The sequence below is a fragment of the Sediminimonas sp. genome, from assembly GCF_024637375.1.
GTDB lineage: Bacteria > Pseudomonadota > Alphaproteobacteria > Rhodobacterales > Rhodobacteraceae > Sediminimonas.
Genome location: NZ_JAGXFK010000002.1, coordinates 1 through 21,279, shown reverse-complemented (window position 1 = coordinate 21,279; position 21,279 = coordinate 1). Strand labels below are relative to the sequence as shown.

General features: G+C 65.2%; 18 protein-coding genes, 1 tRNA gene and 1 pseudogene. 10 read left to right on the top strand and 10 right to left on the bottom strand.

What is annotated here, in order from left to right; genetic code table 11:
• Positions 1-31: 31 nt before the first annotated feature.
• Both Q0L89_RS00365 and Q0L89_RS00360 read right to left on the bottom strand, forming a co-directional pair.
• The gene (locus Q0L89_RS00365) at positions 32-733 is read right to left on the bottom strand and encodes a response regulator transcription factor (protein ID WP_296761588.1); all 702 of its coding nucleotides are present in this window, start codon (positions 731-733) and stop codon (positions 32-34) included.
• Complete coding sequence (locus tag Q0L89_RS00360; protein ID WP_296761587.1) at positions 730-2,670, bottom strand: PAS-domain containing protein; 1,941 nt, start codon at positions 2,668-2,670, stop codon at positions 730-732. Before Q0L89_RS00360 ends, Q0L89_RS00365 begins: the two co-directional genes overlap by 4 nt.
• A gap of 201 nt (positions 2,671-2,871) precedes the next feature.
• Between Q0L89_RS00360 and Q0L89_RS00355 the strand changes: the two genes are divergently transcribed.
• From Q0L89_RS00355 to Q0L89_RS00320, 8 genes are all read left to right on the top strand, one after another.
• A complete protein-coding gene (locus Q0L89_RS00355; RefSeq protein ID WP_296761584.1) occupies positions 2,872-4,845 on the top strand; it encodes an AMP-binding protein in 1,974 nt (657 codons plus the stop codon).
• 5 nt (positions 4,846-4,850) lie between these two features.
• Positions 4,851-5,663 carry an ABC transporter ATP-binding protein gene (locus Q0L89_RS00350; RefSeq protein ID WP_296761662.1) on the top strand — a complete coding sequence of 271 codons (813 nt, stop codon included), beginning with the start codon at positions 4,851-4,853 and terminating at the stop codon, positions 5,661-5,663.
• Positions 5,664-5,704: 41 nt separating this feature from the next.
• A complete protein-coding gene (locus tag Q0L89_RS00345) occupies positions 5,705-6,691 on the top strand; it encodes a branched-chain amino acid ABC transporter permease (RefSeq protein WP_296761583.1) in 987 nt (328 codons plus the stop codon).
• A 1-nt stretch (position 6,692) separates the two neighbouring features.
• The gene (locus Q0L89_RS00340) at positions 6,693-6,923 is read left to right on the top strand and encodes a hypothetical protein (protein WP_296761581.1); all 231 of its coding nucleotides are present in this window, start codon (positions 6,693-6,695) and stop codon (positions 6,921-6,923) included.
• 6 nt (positions 6,924-6,929) lie between these two features.
• A complete protein-coding gene (locus tag Q0L89_RS00335) occupies positions 6,930-8,006 on the top strand; it encodes a branched-chain amino acid ABC transporter permease (RefSeq protein ID WP_296761580.1) in 1,077 nt (358 codons plus the stop codon).
• A gap of 74 nt (positions 8,007-8,080) precedes the next feature.
• Positions 8,081-9,370, top strand: a complete 1,290-nt coding sequence (locus Q0L89_RS00330; RefSeq protein WP_296761578.1) for an ABC transporter substrate-binding protein — start codon at positions 8,081-8,083, stop codon at positions 9,368-9,370.
• 68 nt (positions 9,371-9,438) lie between these two features.
• Positions 9,439-10,263 carry an ABC transporter ATP-binding protein gene (locus Q0L89_RS00325; protein WP_296761576.1) on the top strand — a complete coding sequence of 275 codons (825 nt, stop codon included), beginning with the start codon at positions 9,439-9,441 and terminating at the stop codon, positions 10,261-10,263.
• A gap of 94 nt (positions 10,264-10,357) precedes the next feature.
• The gene (locus Q0L89_RS00320; protein ID WP_296761574.1) at positions 10,358-11,578 is read left to right on the top strand and encodes a phenylacetate--CoA ligase family protein; all 1,221 of its coding nucleotides are present in this window, start codon (positions 10,358-10,360) and stop codon (positions 11,576-11,578) included.
• A 6-nt stretch (positions 11,579-11,584) separates the two neighbouring features.
• On the opposite strand, the gene Q0L89_RS00315 is transcribed toward Q0L89_RS00320, so the two are convergent.
• The 3 genes from Q0L89_RS00315 to Q0L89_RS00305 form a co-directional block, all read right to left on the bottom strand.
• Positions 11,585-13,318 (bottom strand): alpha/beta fold hydrolase, encoded by a 1,734-nt coding sequence (locus Q0L89_RS00315; protein WP_296761573.1) that lies wholly within the window; start codon positions 13,316-13,318, stop codon positions 11,585-11,587.
• A 176-nt stretch (positions 13,319-13,494) separates the two neighbouring features.
• A complete protein-coding gene (gene ykgO, locus Q0L89_RS00310) occupies positions 13,495-13,620 on the bottom strand; it encodes a type B 50S ribosomal protein L36 (RefSeq protein WP_008562923.1) in 126 nt (41 codons plus the stop codon).
• Between the two features lie 76 nt (positions 13,621-13,696).
• A tRNA-Val gene (locus Q0L89_RS00305) sits at positions 13,697-13,771 on the bottom strand.
• Positions 13,772-13,918: 147 nt separating this feature from the next.
• On the opposite strand from Q0L89_RS00305, the gene Q0L89_RS00300 reads away from it, so the two are divergent.
• On the top strand, positions 13,919-14,782 hold the full coding sequence (locus Q0L89_RS00300; protein WP_296761570.1) for an N-formylglutamate amidohydrolase: 864 nt from the start codon (positions 13,919-13,921) through the stop codon (positions 14,780-14,782).
• A gap of 12 nt (positions 14,783-14,794) precedes the next feature.
• Here the strand turns inward: Q0L89_RS00300 and Q0L89_RS00295 are convergent, their stop codons facing one another.
• Genes Q0L89_RS00295 through Q0L89_RS00285 form a run of 3 tightly spaced genes read right to left on the bottom strand, consistent with a single transcriptional unit; the run spans position 14,795 to position 17,127 of the window.
• On the bottom strand, positions 14,795-16,051 hold the full coding sequence (locus tag Q0L89_RS00295) for a DNA polymerase IV (RefSeq protein ID WP_296761567.1): 1,257 nt from the start codon (positions 16,049-16,051) through the stop codon (positions 14,795-14,797).
• A 55-nt stretch (positions 16,052-16,106) separates the two neighbouring features.
• Positions 16,107-16,811 (bottom strand): orotidine-5'-phosphate decarboxylase, encoded by a 705-nt coding sequence (pyrF, locus tag Q0L89_RS00290; RefSeq protein ID WP_296761564.1) that lies wholly within the window; start codon positions 16,809-16,811, stop codon positions 16,107-16,109.
• Positions 16,812-16,863: 52 nt separating this feature from the next.
• Positions 16,864-17,127: a hypothetical protein gene (locus Q0L89_RS00285; protein WP_296761563.1), complete on the bottom strand. Its 264-nt coding sequence runs from the start codon at positions 17,125-17,127 to the stop codon at positions 16,864-16,866.
• A gap of 222 nt (positions 17,128-17,349) precedes the next feature.
• Between Q0L89_RS00285 and clpB the strand changes: the two genes are divergently transcribed.
• Complete coding sequence (clpB, locus tag Q0L89_RS00280) at positions 17,350-19,968, top strand: ATP-dependent chaperone ClpB (protein WP_296761560.1); 2,619 nt, start codon at positions 17,350-17,352, stop codon at positions 19,966-19,968.
• A gap of 87 nt (positions 19,969-20,055) precedes the next feature.
• Here the strand turns inward: clpB and Q0L89_RS00275 are convergent.
• A pseudogene (locus Q0L89_RS00275) lies at positions 20,056-20,202 on the bottom strand (fasciclin domain-containing protein); the annotation flags it as partial.
• A 265-nt stretch (positions 20,203-20,467) separates the two neighbouring features.
• A complete protein-coding gene (locus Q0L89_RS00270) occupies positions 20,468-20,911 on the bottom strand; it encodes a DUF302 domain-containing protein (RefSeq protein ID WP_296761558.1) in 444 nt (147 codons plus the stop codon).
• Positions 20,912-21,279: the final 368 nt, after the last annotated feature.

Here is a 21,279-nt window from a genome sequence, read left to right as displayed (position 1 = left end):
CAAGACAAAGCTTGCGGCCCGCGCGGGCCCCTCAGCCCCAGTGCACGTCGCCCAGAAAGATATAGCCGGCGCCATAGATCGTCTTGATCAGGCGCGGGTTGCGAGGGTCTTCGCGCAACTTGGTGCGCAGCCGCGAGATACGCACGTCCATCGCCCGGTCAAAGCTTTCGCCCGCCGCCCCGCCAAGCGACTCTTGCATCATGGCGCGGCTGATCAGGCGCTTGGGTCGGTCGAGGAACAGGCGCAACACCTCGCCCTCGGCGTGGGAGAACGGGGTTTCCCGCCCGGCGTCGTCTTCCAGGATGTAGCTGTCGAAATGCGCGGTCCAGCCGGCGAAGCGGGCGGTTTGGGCGGTTTGCTGCGCGGGCCGGTCGCGGCGCAGGCGGGCGCGGATGCGGGCCACCACCTCGGCCGGGTCGAAGGGCTTGATGATGTAGTCGTCGGCGCCCAGTTCCAGCCCGGTGACCCGGTCCTGCACCTGCGCGCGCCCCGAGATGATGATCACGCTCGCGCCCTGTTCCAGCGCCAGCCGGTGCACCAGCGTCAGCCCGTCGCGGTCGGGCAGCGACAGATCGACAAGGCAGACATCCGGCGTGGCGCTTTGCAGGGCGGCCTCGAACTCGGTCGCGCGGGCAAACGCCATGGTGCGAAAACCGGCTTCCTCCAGCGCGTCGGACAGCATCGCGCGTATCGCCGGTTCATCGTCGAGGATGGTGACGAGCGGTGCGGTCATGGCCGCGGATCCGACAGGTGCAGGAAACTCGACAGGGCCGCCGCGGTGAACGGTTTGTGCAGCACCGGGGCGCGGGCCGCCGCGGCGGCATGCAAGGGGTTTTCGGCGGGCAGCGACGTCATCAGCCGACAGGGCGGCGGCGCCTCCAACCGGGCCAGCGCATCGGCCAGGTCGATACCGGTGGCGTCGCCTTCGAGTTGGATGTCCGAGAGCACCAGCGTGATCCCCGGCACCTCGGCCAGCAGCACCCTGGCCTCGTCCACGCTGGTGGCCTCGATCACGGCATGGCCGGCTTCGGTCAGCATGGCGCGCACGCCTTCGCGCAGGTCGGGGCTGTCCTCGACCAGCAGCACCAGCCCCGGCGCTGCGGGGGTGGCGGCCGGCGCCGGCCTGAGCGGCAGGCGCATGGTGACCCGCCCGCCGCCGCCGCTTGCGTTGCTGAGCCTGACATGCCCTCCGGCGAGCTTGGTCATGTCGTAGACCATCGCCAGACCCAGCCCCGAGCCCTCGCCCCCCTTGGTGGAAAAGAACGGCTCCAACGCGTGGTCGAGCGCGGTTTGCGAAAACCCCGGCCCGGTGTCGGTGACTGTGAATTCCGCCCAGGTGTCCTGCACCGGGCGAACCCGCAGCGTGATTTCGCCCGCGCCGGCGCACGCGTCGCGGGCGTTCAGGATCAGGTTGAGCAGCGAATCCTGCACCATGCCGCTGTCGAGCAGCAGCGCGCCGTGGGCGATCTCGTTGCTGATCCGCAGGGTGATGTCGGCGGGCAGGGCCGGCGTCGCCAGCGTTTCCAGGTCGGCCAGCAGCGCCGGCAGGTCGGTCGGCGCGGGGTGCCACTCGCGCGCGCCGGTGATGTCGGCGATGCGGTTGAGCAGCCCGCCGCCACGATTGGCCGCCGACAGTGTGGCCGCGATCAGGTCGCGCGCCTCGCCCGGCAGGTCCATGCGTTGCAGGCGCGATTGGCTGCCCATTATGATGGTCAGCAGGTTCGAGAAATCGTGCGCCATGCCGCTGGTCAGTTGCGCGGCCATCTCGCGCCGGCGGGTCTGTTGCAACGCCGTGCGTGCCTGGGTTTCCTCGGTCACGTCCATCGACAGGATGTAGACGCCATTGATGCCGGCGCCTTCCGGGTCGCGGTCGGGGGTAAACGCCGCGCGGATGCGGCGCGAGCTGTCCTCGTCGGTGAACTCGAAGACCGACGCGCGGCCGGCAAAAGCCGCGTCCAGGTGCGGGCGTATCGCGGCATGGGCGGCGTGCCCGAGCGCCTCGGCGATGTGCAAGCCGACGATGCTCGACGGGCGGCCCGGCATCACCGTGTTCAGGCGGCGGTTTGAAAAGGTATAGATGCGATCGTGGTCCACGTGGGAGATGTGCGCGGGCATCATCTCGGTCGTCAGGCGGGTGCGCGCTTCGGTTTCGGTAAGCTGCCGCTTGGCCTCTTCCAGCGCGGTGATGGTCGACTCCAGCTTGCGGTTGGTGCTGGCCAGCTTCTCGGCATAGGACAGGACGCGGTCGCTCAGCTCTTCGGAACGCGCGCGCAGCAGCGCCTCCTGCTGCTTGGTGTGGGTGATGTCGGTATAGACGGTCACCCAGCCCCCCTGTGGCAGGGGCGAGCCCTCGACGCTGATCGTGCGTCCGTCGGGGCGGGTGCGCTCCATGTAGTGCGGTTCGAACGCGCGCGCCTGTTCGACGCGCATCTCAACGGCAGCGTCGATATCGGCGATCTCGCCGTATTCGCCGCGGTCGACCAGAAAGCGGATCGTTTCCTCGAACCCGGCGCCGGGCTGTGTCAGCTTTTCCGGCAGGTCGAACATTTCTCGGAACGGACGGTTGCACACCACGAGGCGCAGGTCGCTGTCATAAATCGACAGCGCCTGCTGGATCAGGTTCAGCCCCGCCATCGTCATGGCGGCGGTATCGGTGAGCCGTGTGACCATTTCTGCCTCTCGCGACGGATCATGGCTATCATCGCGCGCAGGGCAGGCAAAGGGGGCATGGCGCCTGTTACAATTTGTAAGAATTGCGAAATGATCAGGAAAAAGTTGACGCCGACGGTGCGACCTGCACCCTTGATGGGGGGAGAATCGCCAACGAGAGTGCACCCGGCCGACAAGACCGGGCACTGGGGAGGAACAGATTTGGCACAGTCGTCACAGGCGGCGGATGGGCTGGCGTCCATTCCGGCGCTGCTGCAGCGTAACGTCGCGGAGTTCGGTCACAAGGCCGCCTACCGGGAAAAGGAATTCGGCATCTGGCAAAGCTGGACCTGGAAACAGGCTGCCGAAGAAATCGACAAACTGGCGCTTGGCCTGATCAATCTGGGCGTGGACGAGGGCGATTTCATCGCCATCATCGGGCGCAACCGCCCGCATTTCTACTGGTCGATGATCGCCGCGCAGTCGGTCGGCGCGGTGCCGGTGCCGGTCTACCAGGACGCGGCCGCCGAGGAGATGGCCTATGTCCTGGATCATTGCGGCGCGCGTTTCGTCGTCGCCGAGGACCAGGAGCAGGTCGACAAGGTGATCGAGGTGCAGGACCAACTGCACCAGTTCGAACACATGATCTACCTCGATCCGAAGGGCCTGCGCAAATACGACCACGCCCGCCTGCACGAATTCAAGCACATCCAGGAACAGGGCCACGCCGCGCGCGACGAGTTCACGCGCGAGTTGGAAAGGCGCCGTGCCAAGCTGGGCTATGGCGACACTTGCGTGATGCTGTACACCTCGGGGACGACGGGCAAGCCCAAGGGGGTGGTGCTGTCGAACCGCAACGTCATCGAAAGCGCCAAGAACAGCGCCGCGTTCGACAACCTCGGCCCCAACGAGGAGGTGCTCGCCTACCTGCCGATGGCCTGGGTCGGGGATTTCATCTTCTCGATCGGGCAGGCTTGCTGGTGCGGGTTCTGCGTGAACTGCCCCGAGTCCCCCGACACGATGATGATCGACCTGCGCGAGATCGGGCCGACCTATTATTTCGCGCCGCCGCGCGTTTTCGAGACGCAGTTGACCAATGTGATGATCCGGATGGAGGATGCAGGCCGCGTCAAGAAATGGCTGTTCGACACCTTCATGGCGCACGCGCGCAGCGTGGGGCCGGACCTGCTTGACGGCAAGCCGGTCGGCCTGTGGGATCGCCTGAAATACATGGTGGGTGACCTGGTGATCTATAGCCCGCTGAAGAACACGTTGGGCCTTAGCCGGGTGCGTGTGGGCTATACCGCAGGCGAGGCGATCGGGCCGGAGATCTTCGATTTCTACCGCTCGCTGGGGATCAACCTGAAACAGCTCTACGGCCAGACCGAGGCGACGGTGTTCATCACGGTGCAGCCCGACGGCGAGGTGCGAAGCGATACGGTGGGCGTGCCGGCCCCGGGTGTCGAGTTGAAGATCGCCGACAATGGCGAGGTCTATTACCGCAGCCCCGGCGTGTTCGAGGAATACTACAAGAACGCGGAGAGCACCGCCGACACCAAGGACCCCGAAGGCTGGGTCGCCACCGGGGATGCCGGATTCATCGAACCCGAAAGCGGACATCTGCGGATCATCGACCGCGCCAAGGACGTCGGCAAGCTGTCCGACGGCAGCCTGTTCGCGCCGAAGTACGTCGAGAACAAGCTTAAATTCTACCCCAACATCCTTGAGGCGGTGGTGTTCGGCAACGAACGCGAGAAGTGCATGGCCTTCATCAACATCGACCTCAGCGCCGTCGGCAACTGGGCCGAGCGCAACAACATCTCCTATTCGTCGTACCAGGAGCTGGCCGGCCATCCGAAGGTCATGGAGATGGTCCAGGGCCATGTCGAAGAGGCCAACACGTCGATCGCCGAAGATTCGATGCTGTCGGGCTGCCAGGTGCACCGGTTCCTGATCCTGCACAAGGAACTGGACGCCGACGATGGCGAGATTACGCGCACCGGCAAGGTGCGCCGCCGCATCGTCGAGGACAAGTACAACGACCTGATCACCGCGCTCTACGACGGCTCGACCGAGGTTTCGACCACGACCGAGGTGACCTACGAGGACGGCCGCAAGGGCGCGATCAGCGCGACGCTCGAGATCAGAGACGCGGCCGTTGTGCCGGTGACCCCGCAAAAGGTGGCAGCGGAATGAACCAGATGACAGAACAGAGCTACGTCACCGAGGACGGCCGCACCATTGGCGGCACGCTGATGGAGATGCGCAACATCTCGTTGCGGTTCGGCGGCGTCAAGGCGATCACCGATATCAGCTTCGACATCCGCGAGGGCGAGATCCGCGCGATCATCGGGCCCAACGGGGCGGGCAAGTCCTCGATGCTCAACGTGATCAGCGGATTTTACGTGCCGCAAGAGGGCGAAGTGTGGTTTCGCGGCGAGAAGCGCCCGCCGATGCGCCCCTTCGAAGTGGCGCGCCAGGGCATCGCACGTACCTTCCAGAACATCGCCCTGTTCGAGGGGATGACCGTTCTCGACAACGTGATGACCGGGCGTCTCAACCACATGACGACGGGGCTGTTTTCCCAGGCGATCTGGAAGGGCAAGGCCGAAGCGGAAGAACTTCAAAACCGCGAGGTCGCAGAGAAAACCATCGACTTCCTCGAAATCCAGCATATCCGCAAGACGCCGGTATCGCGGTTGCCCTACGGTTTGAAAAAGCGGGTCGAACTGGCCCGCGCGCTGGCCGCTCAGCCCTCGCTATTGCTTCTCGATGAGCCGATGGCGGGAATGAACGTCGAGGAGAAAGAGGACATGAGCCGCTTCATCCTCGACGTGAACGACGAGTTCGGCACCACTATTGCCCTTATCGAGCACGACATGGGCGTGGTCATGGACCTGAGCGACCGGGTCGTGGTGATGGATTACGGCAAGAAGATCGGCGATGGCAGCCCCGACGAGGTGCGCAACAACCAGGCGGTGATCGACGCCTATCTGGGGGTCGCCCATGACTGAACAAACCGCATGCAAGCAATTCAATCCGGGGGACGCGCACCATGCCTGAACAGGTTCTTTGGGGAATGGAGGTCTTCCTGAACGGCCTCATGACCGGCGTGCTCTATGCGCTGGTCGCGCTGGGTTTCGTGTTGATATTCAAGGCCAGCGGCATCTTCAACTTCAGCCAGGGCGTGATGGCGCTGTTCGCGGCGCTGACGCTGGTGGGCATCATGGAGGGGCAGGTGCCGTTCGCCCATATGATCAATGCGACCTTCGGCACTTCTGTCCACGATTTCGGATGGAATGTCCCGGCGGTGGGGGCGATATTGTTGACCATGGGGGTGATGGTTGCGCTGGCCTGGCTGGTGAACCACTTCATCTTTCGGCATCTCGTGGGGCAAGAGCCGATCATCCTGTTCATGGCCACGATCGGGCTGGCCTATTTCCTCGAAGGGTTCGGGGACATCATGTGGGGTAGCGACATCAAGGAACTTGATGTCGGTCTGCCACAGGGGATCAACGGCACCATCGACGAGTTCACCTACAACCTGTTTGGCTACGGGTTCTTCATCGACAACCTTGACCTGTGGGCAACATTTGTCGCCACGCTTCTGGTGATCGCGCTGGTGTTGTTCGCACAGTATTCCAAGCATGGTCGCGCCATGCGTGCGGTGGCCGATGACCATCAGGCGGCGCTAAGCGTGGGTATCTCGCTCAAGTTCATCTGGGTCATGGTGTGGTCGCTGGCCGGGTTCGTGGCGCTGGTTGCGGGCATCATGTGGGGCACCAAGTCGGGGGTCCAGTTCTCGCTGTCGCTGATCGCGCTCAAGGCGCTGCCGGTGCTGATGCTGGGCGGCTTCACCTCGATCCCCGGCGCCATCGTCGGCGGGCTTATCATCGGGGTCGGCGAAAAGATGTTCGAATTCATCGTCGGCCCGATGGTCGGCGGCGCGACCGAGAACTGGTTCGCCTATGTGCTGGCGCTCATCTTCCTCGTGTTCCGGCCGCAGGGCCTGTTCGGCGAAAAGATCATCGAGAGGGTGTAGCGTGCGCAAGCTCATTGCCATCATCAACGTGATCGCCTGGTCGGGGTTCTGGGCCTTCGGGTATCTGGCGCTGACCGCGCAAGACCTGAGCGACAGGCAGATCATCATCGCCGCCGTTCTGGCCGGTGGCGGGTTCCTGACCGGGATCATCGCCTATCTGAAGCTCTCGGTGCCGCCGGGCGGCACCCCGAACAAAGCGGCGCGGCACGCCGATACCACACAGGAAGGGTAAGAACAGATGATCTATCGTGAAGCTGGGGATTTCAAGACATCCTACCAGGCCGACAGCCAGACCTTTCCGATCAAGTTCGACCGCTACGGGTATTATCTCGTTCTGTTCGCGGCGTTCCTGGTGGTTCCGTTCGTCATCGACGACTACTGGGTGAACTCTGTTTTCCTGCCGTTCCTGATCTATGCCATCGCGGCGATCGGGCTGAACATCCTGGTGGGCTATTGCGGGCAGGTCAGCCTGGGCACCGGGGGTTTCATGGCCGTGGGTGCCTATGCCTGCTACAAGCTGATGACGGCCTTTCCGGACGTGAACATCTTTTTCCTGGTCATCGTCTCCGGCGCGATCACGGCGGTCGTCGGTGCGCTGTTCGGCCTGCCAAGCTTGCGGATCAAGGGGTTCTACCTTGCCGTTGCCACGCTGGCGGCGCAGTTCTTTCTGGTGTGGCTGTTCAACCGGGTGCCGTGGTTCTACAACTACTCGGCTTCGGGGCAGATCAGCGCCCCGGAACGCACCGTGTTCGGCGTGCCCGTGACCGGCGCCGAAACCAGTGCGTGGGCGCCCTACATGTTCTGCCTCGTGTTCGTGTTCCTGTCGGCGATCGTGGCGCGCAACCTGACCCGCGGCAGCGTCGGCCGCAAGTGGATGGCGATCCGCGACATGGACATCGCCGCCGAGATCATCGGGGTCGATCCGCTCAAGGCCAAGCTGAGCGCCTTTGCCGTGTCGTCTTTCTTCGTGGGCATTGCCGGCGCGCTTTTCTTTGGTGTCTACCTGGGCGCGATTGAGGTCGGCGAGGCGTTCGGGATCGACAAGTCGTTCCTGGTGCTGTTCATGGTCATCATCGGCGGGCTGGGGTCGATCTTCGGGTCGTTCGCGGGCGCGGCGTTCCTGGTGTTGCTGCCGGTGCTGCTCAAGAACACGCTGGTCGGCGGCCTGGGCTGGCCGACCGACCTGGCCGCACACCTCGAACTGGTGATCGTCGGCGCGCTTATCATCGTCTTCCTGGTGGCCGAACCGCACGGCATCGCGCAACTGTGGCGTGTCACCAAGCAGAAACTCAGGCTCTGGCCCTTCCCGCACTGACGCGCGGGGGTGGCTGACGATTCGGGGGTGACCCCGATACCACCATCGGAAAAAACCAAGGGAGGATATACCCGATGAAACTGAAACTGATCACGGCCACTGCCGCTGCCATCATGGCTGCTGCACCGGCGATGGCGGAACTGGTGTTGCCGTCGTTGTCGTATCGCACCGGGCCATACGCCGCGAACGGGATTCCGTTCGCGGATGGCTACGCCGACTACTTCACCCTGCTCAACGAGCGCGACGGCGGCATCGGCGGCGAAACGATCCGCATGCCCGAATGCGAAACCGGCTACAATACCGAAAAGGGTGTCGAGTGCTACGAGGCGACCAGGAGCGAGGGCGACGGTGCGCTTTTGTATGAACCGCTTTCGACCGGGATCACCTACCAGTTGATCCCGAAAGTGACCGCCGATGGCATCCCGATGCACACGCTGGGCTATGGCCGGACTTCGGCCAAGAACGGCAAGGTCTTCAAGTGGGTGTTCAACTACCCGGCCAACTACTGGGACGGGGCCAGCATTGCGATCACCCATATCCTGAACGAGAACGACGGCGACATCAGCGACAAGAAGATTGCGCTGGTCTACCACAACTCGGCCTACGGCAAGGAGCCGATCCGCACGCTTGAAAATCTGGCTGAAAAGCATGGCTACGAGTTGATGCTGCTGCCCGTCGATCACCCGGGTCAGGAGCAGAAATCGCAGTGGCTGCAGATCCGCCGTGAACGCCCCGACAACGTGATCATGTGGGGGTGGGGCGTGATGAACCAGGTCGCCATCCAGGAAGCCGTGAACATCCGCTACCCGATGGAAAACTTCATCGGCATCTGGTGGTCGGGGTCGGAAAACGACGTCAAGCCGGCGGGCAAGAAGGCCGACGGTTACAAGGCGCTGGCCTTCCACAACTTCGGCACCGACTACCCGATCTATGACGATATCCAGGAATACGTCGTCGACGCGGGCAAGGCTGCCGGAGCCGGAGATCAGATCGGCACGGTGCTCTATAACCGGGGCATGTACGCCGCGATGCTGGCCGCCGAGGCGATCAAGACCGCGCAGGAAATGGCCGGCACATCCAAGATCACCAGGGCACAGCTGCGGGACGGCATGGAAAACCTTGAAATGACCGAAGAAAAGATGGCCGATCTTGGCCTTCCCAACTTCGGGCCCGAATTCAAGGTGACCTGCGAAAACCACGGCGGTAACGGCTATGGCGCCGTGTCGCAGTGGGATGCCGAAGCGGGCGAGTTCGAGCTGATCACCGACTACTACCAGTCGGACCAGGAGGTTCTGGCGCCGCTGATCGAGGAAGACTCGATGGCTTATGCCGAAGAGAACGACATCGAGTTGCGCTGCGACTGAGCCAGACACGTATCCCGGCCGCGTCCGCGCGGCCGGGGTCACCCCGACAGATTTGGAAAGAGAACCCCATGCTGGATGCTGGTCACACAGACGAGACCCTTCTCGAGGTCAACAACATCGAGGTGATCTACAATCACGTCATCCTTGTGCTCAAGGGTGTCAGCCTCAAGGTTCCCAAGGGCGGTATCACGGCGCTACTGGGCGGCAACGGCGCGGGCAAGACCACGACGCTCAAGGCGATTTCGAACCTGCTGCATTCCGAGCGCGGCGAGGTCACCAAGGGCAACATCAAGTATCTTGGCGAAGGGGTCCAGGATCAGACCCCGACCGCGCTGGTGGAAAAGGGCGTGGTGCAGGTGATGGAGGGGCGTCACTGCTTTGAACACCTCACCGTCGAGGAAAATCTGCTGACCGGCGCCTATACCCGCAAGGACGGCAAGGCTGCGATCGAGGCCGACCTGGAGATGGTCTACAATTATTTCCCGCGCCTGCGCGACCGCCGCAAGAGTCAGGCCGGCTATACCTCGGGCGGGGAACAGCAGATGGTCGCCATCGGGCGCGGGCTGATGTCGCGACCGACGATGATCCTGCTTGACGAACCCAGCATGGGTCTTGCCCCGCAACTGGTGGAAGAGATTTTCGGCATCGTGAAAAGCCTCAACGAGAAAGAGGGCAACACCTTCCTGCTGGCTGAGCAGAACACCAACGTGGCGCTGCGTTTCGCGCACTATGGCTATATCCTGGAATCGGGTCGCGTGGTGATGGACGGCCCCGCCGACGATTTGCGCGAAAACCCGGACGTGAAGGAATTCTACCTTGGCATGTCCGACGAGGGCCGCAAGAGTTTCCGCGACGTGCGCAGCTACCGTCGCCGCAAGCGCTGGCTGAGCTGACTTCCGCAGGCGGCGCGCCCGCCCGTCATGCCACCGGTCACCCGAATCACGATCAGACGCCTCCGTCTTGTCCCCTGCTGGAAGAGTTCTTTCCATGAGCCATTATTTCGATGACAAGGAAGCCCGCTCTGCCGATGACCGGGCCCGCGCGATCGCGTCGGACCTGCCCGCCCAGATCGCCCGCGCCAGCGAATTGCCTGGCTACAAAGGCGCGCTGGACGGGATCGATCCCGAGCGGATCACCAGCGCCGCGGACCTGGCCGCGCTGCCGGTGCTGCGCAAGTCCGACCTGGGCCGCGCCCAGGCCGACAGCAGCCCCTTCGGCGGCCTGACGACGCGCCCGGCCAGCGATTTCGCGCATGTTTTCCAGTCGCCGGGTCCGATCTATGAACCCGGCGGCATCAGCCACGACTGGTGGCGGATGGGGCGGTTCCTGCATGCCTGCGGCATCGGCAAGGGCGACATCGTGCAGAACTGCTTTGGCTATCACCTCACGCCGGCGGGGATGATCTTCGAATCCGGCGCGCGCGCGGTCGGCGCGGCGGTGGTGCCTGCCGGCACCGGCCAGACCGAACTGCAGGTGCGGGCCGCGGCGGATATCGGCGTGACCGCCTATGCCGGCACGCCGGACTACCTGAAGGTGATCTTGGACAAGGCCGACGAGATGGGCGTCGCGCTGTCGATCACCCGCGCGGCGGTCGGGGGTGGGGCGCTGTTTCCGTCGCTGCGCCAGGAATACGCAGATCGCGGCATCCGGTGTCTGCAATGCTATGCTACCGCCGACCTGGGCAACATCGCCTACGAGTCCGAGGCGATGGAGGGCATGATCGTCGACGAGGACGTGATCGTCGAGATCGTCACCCCCGGCACCGGCAACCCGGTCGCGCCGGGGCAGGTGGGCGAGGTGGTGGTGACCACGCTCAACCCCGATTACCCGCTGATCCGTTTTGCCACCGGCGATCTGAGCGCGGTTCTCGAAGGCACGAGCCCTTGTGGGCGCACCAATATGCGCATCAAGGGCTGGATGGGCCGTGCCGATCAGACGACCAAGATCAAGGGCATGTTCGTGCGCCCCGAGCAGGTGGCCGAACTGGTCGCCCGACACGACGAGGTCACACGCGCGCGCGTCATCGCCACACGCGAGGGCGAAAGCGATGTGATGACGGTGCAAATCGAGGTGGCCGAAGGCCAGCCCGGCGACTATGCCGACAGCGTGCGCGACGTGCTCAAGCTGAAAGGCGCGGTCAAACTGGTCGCGCCCGGCACGCTGCCCAACGATGGCAAGGTGATCGAGGACCGGCGCAGCTACGATTGAGCCGGCTTACCGCACCCGCACGTATTCGCCCGGCGCCGGGCAGAGCGGCGCAAGCCCGGCATCGGCGTTGCCCATGGCGGGTGGCGCGGCGGGTGCCGTGCTGTGGCGCGCCAGCCAGTCGTGCCATTGCGGCCACCATGACCCGTCTTGCGGGTCGTGCGTGTCAGCCCAAGTGTGAGGACCCTGATACAGGGCGTTGGCGTCGCGGTGTCCCAGCCGGTAGTGCCTGCGCGGGTGGCCCGGCGGGCTGACGACGCCGCCGTTGTGGCCGCCGCTGGTCAGGCAGAACGTCAGATCGTCATTGGTGAACAGGGCGATCTTGTAGACCGAGTGCCACGGCGCGATGTGGTCTCTTTCGGTGCCGAGAGCGAAGATCGGCACCCGGATGTTGCGCAGCGCCACGACCCGCCCGTCAACCGCGAACCGCCCGGCGCTGAGGCGGTTTTCAAGAAACAGGCTGCGCAGGTATTGCGAATGCATCTTCGCCGGCATGCGCGTGGTATCAGCGTTCCACAGCGCGATGTCGGCGGTCTGGTCGGCCTCGCCCAGGAAATAGCGGCGCACCGCGCGCGTCCAGATCAGGTCTTCGGCCCTGAGCGCCTGGAAGGCGCCGGCCATCTGCTTGCCGTTCAGGGTGCCCTGTTCGGCCATCATGTCCTCGAGAAAGGCAAGCTGGCTTTCGTCGAGGAAAAGCAGCAGTTCGCCGGCTTCGCTGAAATCGGTCTGCGCGGCCAGCAGCGTCAGCGATGCCAGCGGCGTATCGCCCTCGCGCGCCATCGCCGCGACGGCGATCGACAGGATGGTGCCGCCAAGGCAGTAGCCACATCCATGCACCGGGGTGTCGGGCACGATCCGGGTGACCGCGTCCAGCGCCGCCATGACCCCGTCGCGGCGGTAGTCGTCCAGCGACAGGTCGGACTGTTCGGCGGTGGGGTTGATCCAGCTCATGCAGAACACCGTGTGCCCCTGGCCGACCAGCCAGTTGATCAGCGAGTTCTCGGCGCTCAGATCGAGGATGTAGTATTTCATGATCCACGCCGGCACGATCAGCACCGGCTCGGGGTGGACGGTTTCCGTTTGCGGGGCGTACTGGATCAGTTCGAACAGGTGATTGCGGAACACCACCTGACCCTTGGTGCAGGCGATATCGCGGCCGAGGTGTTCGTCGGCCGCATCGGCGGCGGGTGTTTCACGGCCAATGGTGCCTGAGTCGCGCATCCAGTGCGCCATGCCTCGCAGCAGGGTGCCTCCGCGGCTGTCGGTCGCCGCCTCGATGATCTCGGGATTCAGCACAGGCAGGTTGGAGGGCGCCGTGGCGTCCAGCATCTGGCGCAGCATGAAGCGGACACGCTCGGCATTGCGCGGTTGCACGCCGGGCAGGTCGGAGGCGGCGGCTTGCCACCAGTCCTGCATCGCGAGGTGGGATTGCGCGAAGGCGCGGAAAGGCGGTCGGGCCCAGCCGGGATGCGTGAAACGGTGATCGGTGCGCGACGGCCTGAACGGTGGTTCCCCGGCTTTCGTGCCCTGCGCGCTGTCGTGTGCCACGGCCCATGCGTTTTCGGCCGCACGCAATGCCAGCGCCATCTGCCGCCCCGGCGCGGTGGCCAGATGCCCCATCCAGTCCGCCCATGCGGCGGCTGTTGCATGGGGGGAAAGGCCCTGGGTCAGCTTGGCGGACGCGGCGTGCAGCTTGCGGTCGAAGGCAGCAAAGGGATCGGTTTCGTCGTCAGGTCGGGACATGGTATCCGGTTTTCCAGGTCTGTCTTGCGGGGCATTGGTGCCCTGCGCATATGTCGGGGCCATGACGGCAAGAAAACAGTGTGTCCCGACGACGCACCGTCACACGGCAACAGCCCGCAAAGCAACAGGCCGCCGCCACGGGGGCGACGGCCTGCCGAAAAGCTGTCCGGGGCGGTTCAGCCCTGGCGGGCCTTGAAACGCCGCTGGGTCTTGTTGATGACGTAGACGCGGCCTTTGCGGCGCACGACACGGCAATCACGGTGCCGGTTCTTCAGCGAGCGGAGCGAGTTCTTGACCTTCATGGTCATCTCCTGTCTGTCGCGGCGCGGGCCTTGCGCCTTGGGTTGCGGGTGCCCCGCGGGCGGGGCCGTGAAATCATGGTGGGCGGTACTGGGATTGAACCAGTGACCCCTTCGATGTCAACGAAGTGCTCTACCGCTGAGCTAACCGCCCATGATCCCGACACGATCTTGCCCCTCGAACGAAGAGGGGCGCGGATATCCCGCGCCGGTCGGGTTCCTATAAAAGGAGTCGACGGAGGGATCAAGGGCTTTTGGCATCGCGGATTATCGCGCTATAACCTTGCTGTCAGGAGGACGAATGCCCAGCCCAGCCTTTCATTTGCTCCGGCCCGCGTGCCGCTGCACGAGCGTGGTTTTCGCGTCGCCTCACAGCGGGCGCGACTACCCGCCCGAATTTCTGCGCCGCACGGTACTGCGGGGCGAGGAGGTGCGCTCGTCCGAGGATGCCTATGTCGACCGGCTGTTTGCCGCCGCGCCCGATTGCGGGGCGCCGCTGCTGCTGGCCGGGGTGCCGCGCGCGTATGTCGACCTCAACCGTGGTGCTGATGAGCTTGACCCTGCGGTGATCGTGGGCGCGCGCGCGCACGGGCACAATCCGCGCATCGCCTCGGGGTTGGGCGTGGTGCCGCGCGTGGTGGCTGGCGGGCGGGCGATTTACCGCGGCAAGATCCCGCTAGACGAGGCGCATCACCGTATCACCGCTTGCTGGCACCCCTATCACGCGGCGTTGGCGGGGCTGGTGGAGGGCGCGCATGCCGAGTTCGGCGAGGCGATCCTGATCGACTGCCACTCGATGCCGCACGAGGCGGTGGACGGCATCGCGCGCGCCGGCGTGCCGCGCCCCGACGTGGTGCTGGGCGACAGGTTCGGTGCATCGGCGGGGGCGGAGATCGTCGATGGTGTCGAGGCAGCCTTCGTGGCGGCGGGGCTGACGGTGGTGCGCAACACCCCGTTTGCCGGCGCCTACACGGTGCAGCATTACGGCCGCCCCGCGTGCCGGCAGCACGTCGTCCAGGTCGAGATCGACCGCAGTCTTTACATGGACGAGGCGCGGCTGCGCCCGCGCGCCGATTTCGCGGACTTTGCCAAGCTCATGCGCCGCGTCGTCGTCGATATTGCCGCCATCGGCGCGGCGAAGCCCGGCGCGCTGGCCGCCGAGTAGCGGTGCCCGGTCTCAGCGCAGGGCGCGTCCCTTGCGGATCGCATCGGCGCCAAAGCGGCCGCGGATGGCGTCGGTGGCGCGCTCGGCGGCGTGGCGGGCGGTGGCGGACGGGTCGAGCAGGTCTGCCGCGCGATCGGCCTGGTCGGCGGGGCACAAATCGGACAGCCCCACCCCCAGCAGGCGAAACGGGCCTTCGGTGGCGCGCCCGCGGTCAAGAAGCGCCCGTGCCGCGCGGTAGACCGTGTCGGCCATCTGCGTGGCCTCGCGCAGGCTGTGGCGACGGGTCAGCAGGCGATGGTCGCTGGTCTTGAGCTTGAGCGTCACCACCCGCCCGGCCAGATCGCGCGCCTTGGCGCGGTCGGCGACCTTTTCGGAAAGCCGCCACAGGTGGCCGTCAAGCACGTCTCCGTCGGCGGTGTCGGTGGCGAAGGTGGTCTCGTTCGAGATCGACTTGACCGGGTGATCGGGCGAAACACGCCGCCTGTCCTGCCCGCGTGCCAGCGACCACAGCCGCTCGCCCATGCTGCCGAAACGCGCGTGAAGATCGGCGCGATCCCAGCGGAGCAGATCGGCGAACGTATGAATGCCGGCCTGTTCGAGCGCCGCGCGCGCGGCCGCCCCGACCCCCCAGATCAGGCTGACCGGCTTGTCGCGCAGGAAGGCATCGGTATCGGCCTGCCCGATGACCGAGAAACCTTGCGGCTTGTCGAGGTCCGAGGCGATCTTGGCGAGGAACTTGTTGTGGCTGAGCCCGATCGAGCCGGTGATACCCAGCTCGTCGCGCATCCGCCGCACCAGCCGCGCCAGCATCACCGCCGGCGGTGCCCCATGCAGGCGGGCCGTGCCCGACAGATCGAGGAATGCCTCGTCCAGCGATAGCGGCTCGATGGCCGGGGTAAGATCTTCCATCATGGCGCGGATATCGCGGCTGATGGCGGCGTAAAGCTCCATCCGGGGGCGGATGACCACCGCTTCGGGACATAGCCGCAGCGCCTGGAACATCGGCATGGCCGAGCGCACCCCGCGGATGCGCGCGACATAGCAGGCGGTCGAGACGACGCCGCGCTGCCCGCCGCCGATGATAACCGGCTTGTCGGCCAGGTCGGGATTGTCGCGCTTTTCGACGCTGGCATAGAAGGCGTCGCAATCCATGTGTGCGATCGACAGCGAAAACAGCTCGGGGTGTGCGGCCACACGCCGGCTGGCGCAGGCGGGACAGCGCCGGCCGGCATCAAAGGTGGTCAGGCAATCGCGGCACAGGGCGGGCATGCGGCCATCATAACATGTACGTCAGCGGGCGCGACCGCGTTGTTGCGCTCCCCTTTCAGTGGCGTCGCGGCGGTAGCTCGTCCAGCACCGCCTGGGCGGCGGCGCGCGGGTCGGGGGCGGCATGGATCGGCCGGCCAACCACGATGTGGTCGGCGCCATCGGCGATGGCGCGGGCCGGGGTGGCGATGCGCTTCTGATCGCCTGTGGCCGCGCCTTCGGGGCGCACGCCAGGGGTGACGATACGGCGCCCGGCGGCGGCGGGCAGGGCACGGATGGCGGCGGCCTCCCGTGGCGAGGCGATGACCCCGTCGGCGCCGGCGTCGAAGGCGCGCGCAGCGCGTTCGACAACTAGCTCCGGCACGCTGCCGGCGCGCATCAGCCCGTCGTCGAGATCGGAGCGGTCCAGCGAGGTGAGGATGGTTACCGCGAGGATCTGTAGCGATGAGCCGGCCGCGCCCTGGCAGGCCGCGCGCACCACATGCGGGTCGCCGTGCACGGTCAGGAAGTCGATATCGTGCTGCGCCAGCCCGCGCACGGCCGCCTCGATCGTGGCGCCGATGTCAAAGAGCTTGAGATCGAGGAAGATACGCTTGCCGTGTTTCTGCTTCAGTTCGCTTGCCAGTGCCAGCCCGCCGCCGGTGAGCATGCCCAGGCCGATTTTGTAGAACCCCACCGTATCGCCCAGGGTTTCGGCCAGCTTCAGCCCGGCCAGCGCGTCGGGCACGTCCAGGGCAACGATCAGGCGGTCATCGGCGGTCATGGGTGTCTCCGGGCCACTGTGCGCCCCTTCATCCCCCGCCGCGCGCCGGGGGTCAAGCGCGAGCCATGTCGCCCCTTCGCCGCAGCCCCGGTGCAAGCGTGATGTCGTGGCCGCCGCGCCGAAATTCGGGCATGCGCTGCAACTGGCGCAGCGCGTCGTTCACAAGCGCCTCGCAGCGCGCGGTACGATCCGTGCTTCGGGCGGTGCAGTGCAGGTGCACACAGCCGCCGCTGATCCCCCGACCAACCCCTGCCAGGGCTGCCCCCGGCTGCGCGGGGAGGGCGAATTCGGGCATGTCGATTCGGGTGAAGTACATGGTGTGGCTCCAGAAGTTGTGGTGGTAGTCTTGTCCGTCACCGTCAAAAGCCGGTTGTCGATAAAGTGCCGCGGATCCGTCGCATGCCTGCCGGGATTTCTTAGCTCGGCGGGCTTGAACGGGCCGGGGGCCATCACAATCTGTGATATGAGGCCCGTAAGGGGCGTGCCGCGAAGCGGGCGCCAGCCGATAGTCGGGCGCTTTGAGAAAAGGAGAATAACCATGGACTTGGAGAAGTTCACGGAACGGTCGCGCGGGTTCATTCAGGCGGCGCAGACTATCGCCATGCGCGAAAACCACCAGCGGCTTTCCCCCGAGCATCTGCTCAAGGCATTGATGGATGACGAAGAGGGGCTGGCGAGCAACCTGATCCGCCGCTCGGGCGGCGCACCCGATCAGGTGGCCCAGGCCGTCGATGTGGCGCTGGCCAAGCTCCCGCAGGTCAGCGGTGATGCCGGCCAGGTTTATCTGGACAGCGCCACCGGCAAGGTGCTGGACGAGGCCGAGAAGATAGCCAAGAAAGCCGGCGACAGTTTCGTCCCGGTCGAGCGGGTTCTGATGGCCCTGGCCATCGTCAAGAGCCCGGCGAAAGAGGCGCTTGAGGCCGGCGCGGTAAGCGCGCAGAAGCTCAACGAGGCGGTCAACGACCTGCGCAAGGGGCGTACCGCCGACAGTGCCAACGCCGAGGAAGGCTACGAGGCGCTCAAGAAATACGCCCGTGACCTGACCGAGGCCGCCCGCGAAGGCAAGATCGACCCGATCATCGGGCGCGACGAGGAAATCCGCCGCTCGATGCAGGTGCTCAGCCGCCGTACCAAAAACAACCCGGTGCTTATCGGCGAGGCAGGGGTCGGCAAGACCGCCATCGCCGAGGGGCTGGCGCTCAGGATCGTGAACGGCGACGTTCCCGAATCGCTGCGCGACAAGCGTCTTATGACGCTCGACATGGGCTCGCTGGTGGCGGGTGCCAAGTATCGCGGCGAGTTCGAGGAGCGCCTCAAGGCGATTCTGTCCGAAATCACCGCTGCCGCTGGCGAGATCATCCTGTTCATCGACGAGATGCACCAACTGGTGGGCGCCGGCAAGACCGAGGGCGCCATGGACGCGGCGAACCTGATCAAGCCGGCCCTGGCGCGGGGCGAATTGCACTGCGTGGGTGCCACGACGCTGGACGAGTACCGCAAGTATATCGAAAAGGACGCCGCCCTTGCCCGCCGGTTCCAGCCGGTGATGGTGGAAGAGCCCACCGTCGAAGACACGGTCAGCATCCTGCGCGGCATCAAGGAGAAATACGAGTTGCACCACGGTGTGCGCATCAGCGACAACGCGCTGGTGGCGGCGGCGACGCTGTCGAACCGCTATATCACCGACCGGTTCCTGCCCGACAAGGCGATCGACCTGGTTGACGAAGCGGCCGCGCGCCTGCGCATGGAGGTCGACAGCAAGCCCGAGGAACTGGACGCGCTGGACCGCGACATCCTGCAAAAGCAGATCGAGGCCGAAGCCCTGCGCAAGGAGGACGACGCCGCCAGCAAGGACCGACTCGACAAGCTGGAAAAGGAACTGGCCGAGTTGCAGGAGCGATCGGCAGAGATGACGGCGCAATGGCAGGCCGAGCGTGACAAGCTGGCCAGTGCCCGCGACCTCAAGGAGCAGCTTGACCGCGCCCGCATCGACCTAGAAAACGCCAAGCGCGCCGGCGATCTGGGCAAGGCGGGTGAGTTGAGTTACGGGGTCATCCCGCAGTTGGAGAAGCAGCTCGCCGAGGCCGAAGAGGCCGAACACGAGGGCATGATGGTCGAAGAGACCGTCCGCACCGAGCAAATCGCCAGCGTCGTGGAACGGTGGACCGGCATTCCGATGTCGCGGATGCTGGAAGGCGAGCGCGACAAGCTGCTGCGCATGGAGGAGGGGCTGCACAAGCGCGTCGTCGGCCAGAATACCGCCGTCAGGGCGGTGGCCAATGCCGTGCGCCGGGCGCGCGCCGGCCTGCAGGACGAGAACCGCCCGTTGGGCAGCTTCCTGTTCCTGGGGCCCACGGGCGTCGGCAAGACCGAACTGACCAAGGCGCTGGCCCAGTTCCTGTTCGACGACGAGAGCGCCATGGTGCGTATCGACATGTCGGAGTTCATGGAAAAGCACTCGGTCGCCCGCCTGATCGGGGCGCCGCCGGGGTACGTGGGCTACGAAGAGGGTGGTGTCCTGACCGAGGCAGTGCGCCGCCGTCCTTACCAGGTGATTCTGTTCGACGAAGTCGAAAAGGCGCACCCCGACGTGTTCAACGTGCTGTTGCAGGTCCTCGACGACGGGGTGCTGACCGATGGTCATGGCCGCAAGGTGGACTTCAAGCAGACGTTGATCGTGCTGACCTCGAACCTCGGCAGCCAGGCGCTGAGCCAACTGCCCGAGGGCGCCGATGCGAACCAGGCCAAGGCCGAGGTCATGGAGGCCGTGCGTGCCCACTTCCGGCCCGAGTTCCTGAACCGGCTGGACGAGACGGTGATCTTTGACCGGCTCGAGCGCCAGGACATGGGCGGGATCGTGGATATCCAGCTGGAGCTGCTGGCCAAGCGGCTTACCGGGCGCAAGATCCAACTGGATCTGGACGATGCCGCGCGGCAGTGGCTGGCCGACGAGGGCTACGACCCGGTGTTCGGCGCGCGTCCGCTCAAGCGCGTGATCCAGCGCCACCTGCAGGACCCGCTGGCCGAGATGCTGCTTTCGGGCGACGTCAAGGACGGCGACGTCATCGCGGTGACCGCCGGGCCCGACGGCCTGATCATCGGGGGGCGCGAGGGGTCGTCCAAGCGTCGGCCCTCCGAAGAGGCCGTTCTGCACTGACGTGGTGCGGATAGCCAGCAGCTAGGCCCGCCGGAGCGATCCGGCGGGCCTTGTTCGTTTCTTGATGCAAGCCGTCAAGCCAATCGGTCACTCGGGCATGATCACGCCATCGATGACATGGATCACGCCGTTCGAGGCCTCGATATCTGCGCGCACCACGTTCGCGTCATCCACGGTGACCCCGGCCATGGTGCCGATGGCAACTTCGCTGCCCTCGACGCCGGTTTCGACGATATCCCCGGAATGCCCGTCAGCCAGCGCCGGGCCGGGCGTCAGCGTCGCTGCGCTCAGGGCGTGGTTCTGCGGACCGTCGGTTTGCCACCTTGCTGTGTCTTCATTCATCCCCCGTTGTCGGGCGATGCAGTCAGACCTGCGCAAGGACAGGGGGCACCGGTTCAGGGTGTAATCCGGCGTTATGGGTTTGACGAAAACGGGCGCGGCCAAGCCGCGCCCGCGCCGGATTTCCAGTGCCGTCTTCGTGACCGGCGTGGTTGGTGCCTCAGTCGAGGCCGATCGCGTTGCGCGCGATGCGGTCCAGCAGCGCCTGGATTTTCTGCATCTCGCCCTCGGGAAATGCGCGATAGCCGATCAGGGTCTCGTCGCTGCCGGCAATGCGCGCCACGAAGATGTCATAAGGGCAGTAGGCGATGTTCATCGGGTCGGCTTCCATCACCTCCCGCGATAGCTTGGCCGAGCAGAAGCTGTAGGCATCGGCCGCCTCGAACAGCACCACGTCCGATCCGACATCCTCGCGCGTGCGCTCCAGCATGGCGCCCACATGGCTGGTGGAATCGATCACCAACCCCTCGTCGAGGATGGCGTTTTCCAGCCCGAACGCCACATCGTCGAAGCTTTGCTCGGTGCTGTAGGTGACCATTTCTTCGGCCACGGCGGCGCCCGCCAGGGCCAGCAGGGAAAGTGCAGCGGTCAAAAGGCGTTTCATGTGGATCCTCCCAAAAATAAGAATATTCCAATACTTGTCGATGTGGTCGCCAAACGCAAGATTCGCGAACGTCGGCGCCGCGTCAGCCCGGCGCCGAGGGGAGCCGGGTGATGCCCGAAGGTGGCGCAGCACTCCTGCCGGGGTGTCCGTCATGCCGCAGCGGGATTTCCCTAAGGCAATGGGAACACGCTGTTTTCAGCCTTGATGAAGAAAAAGTGACATTTCTTTTAGAAAGGGGTTGCGGAGCGTTGTTGTGGTGGGTAGACAGCGTTTCACCGGCGGCGCTGAGGTGTTGGTGGTTGGCCTGACGGTCACTTTGGTTTCGGCCTTGGTTGGTTAGTCTGGTTGTTACAGGGGCAGGATTGAGG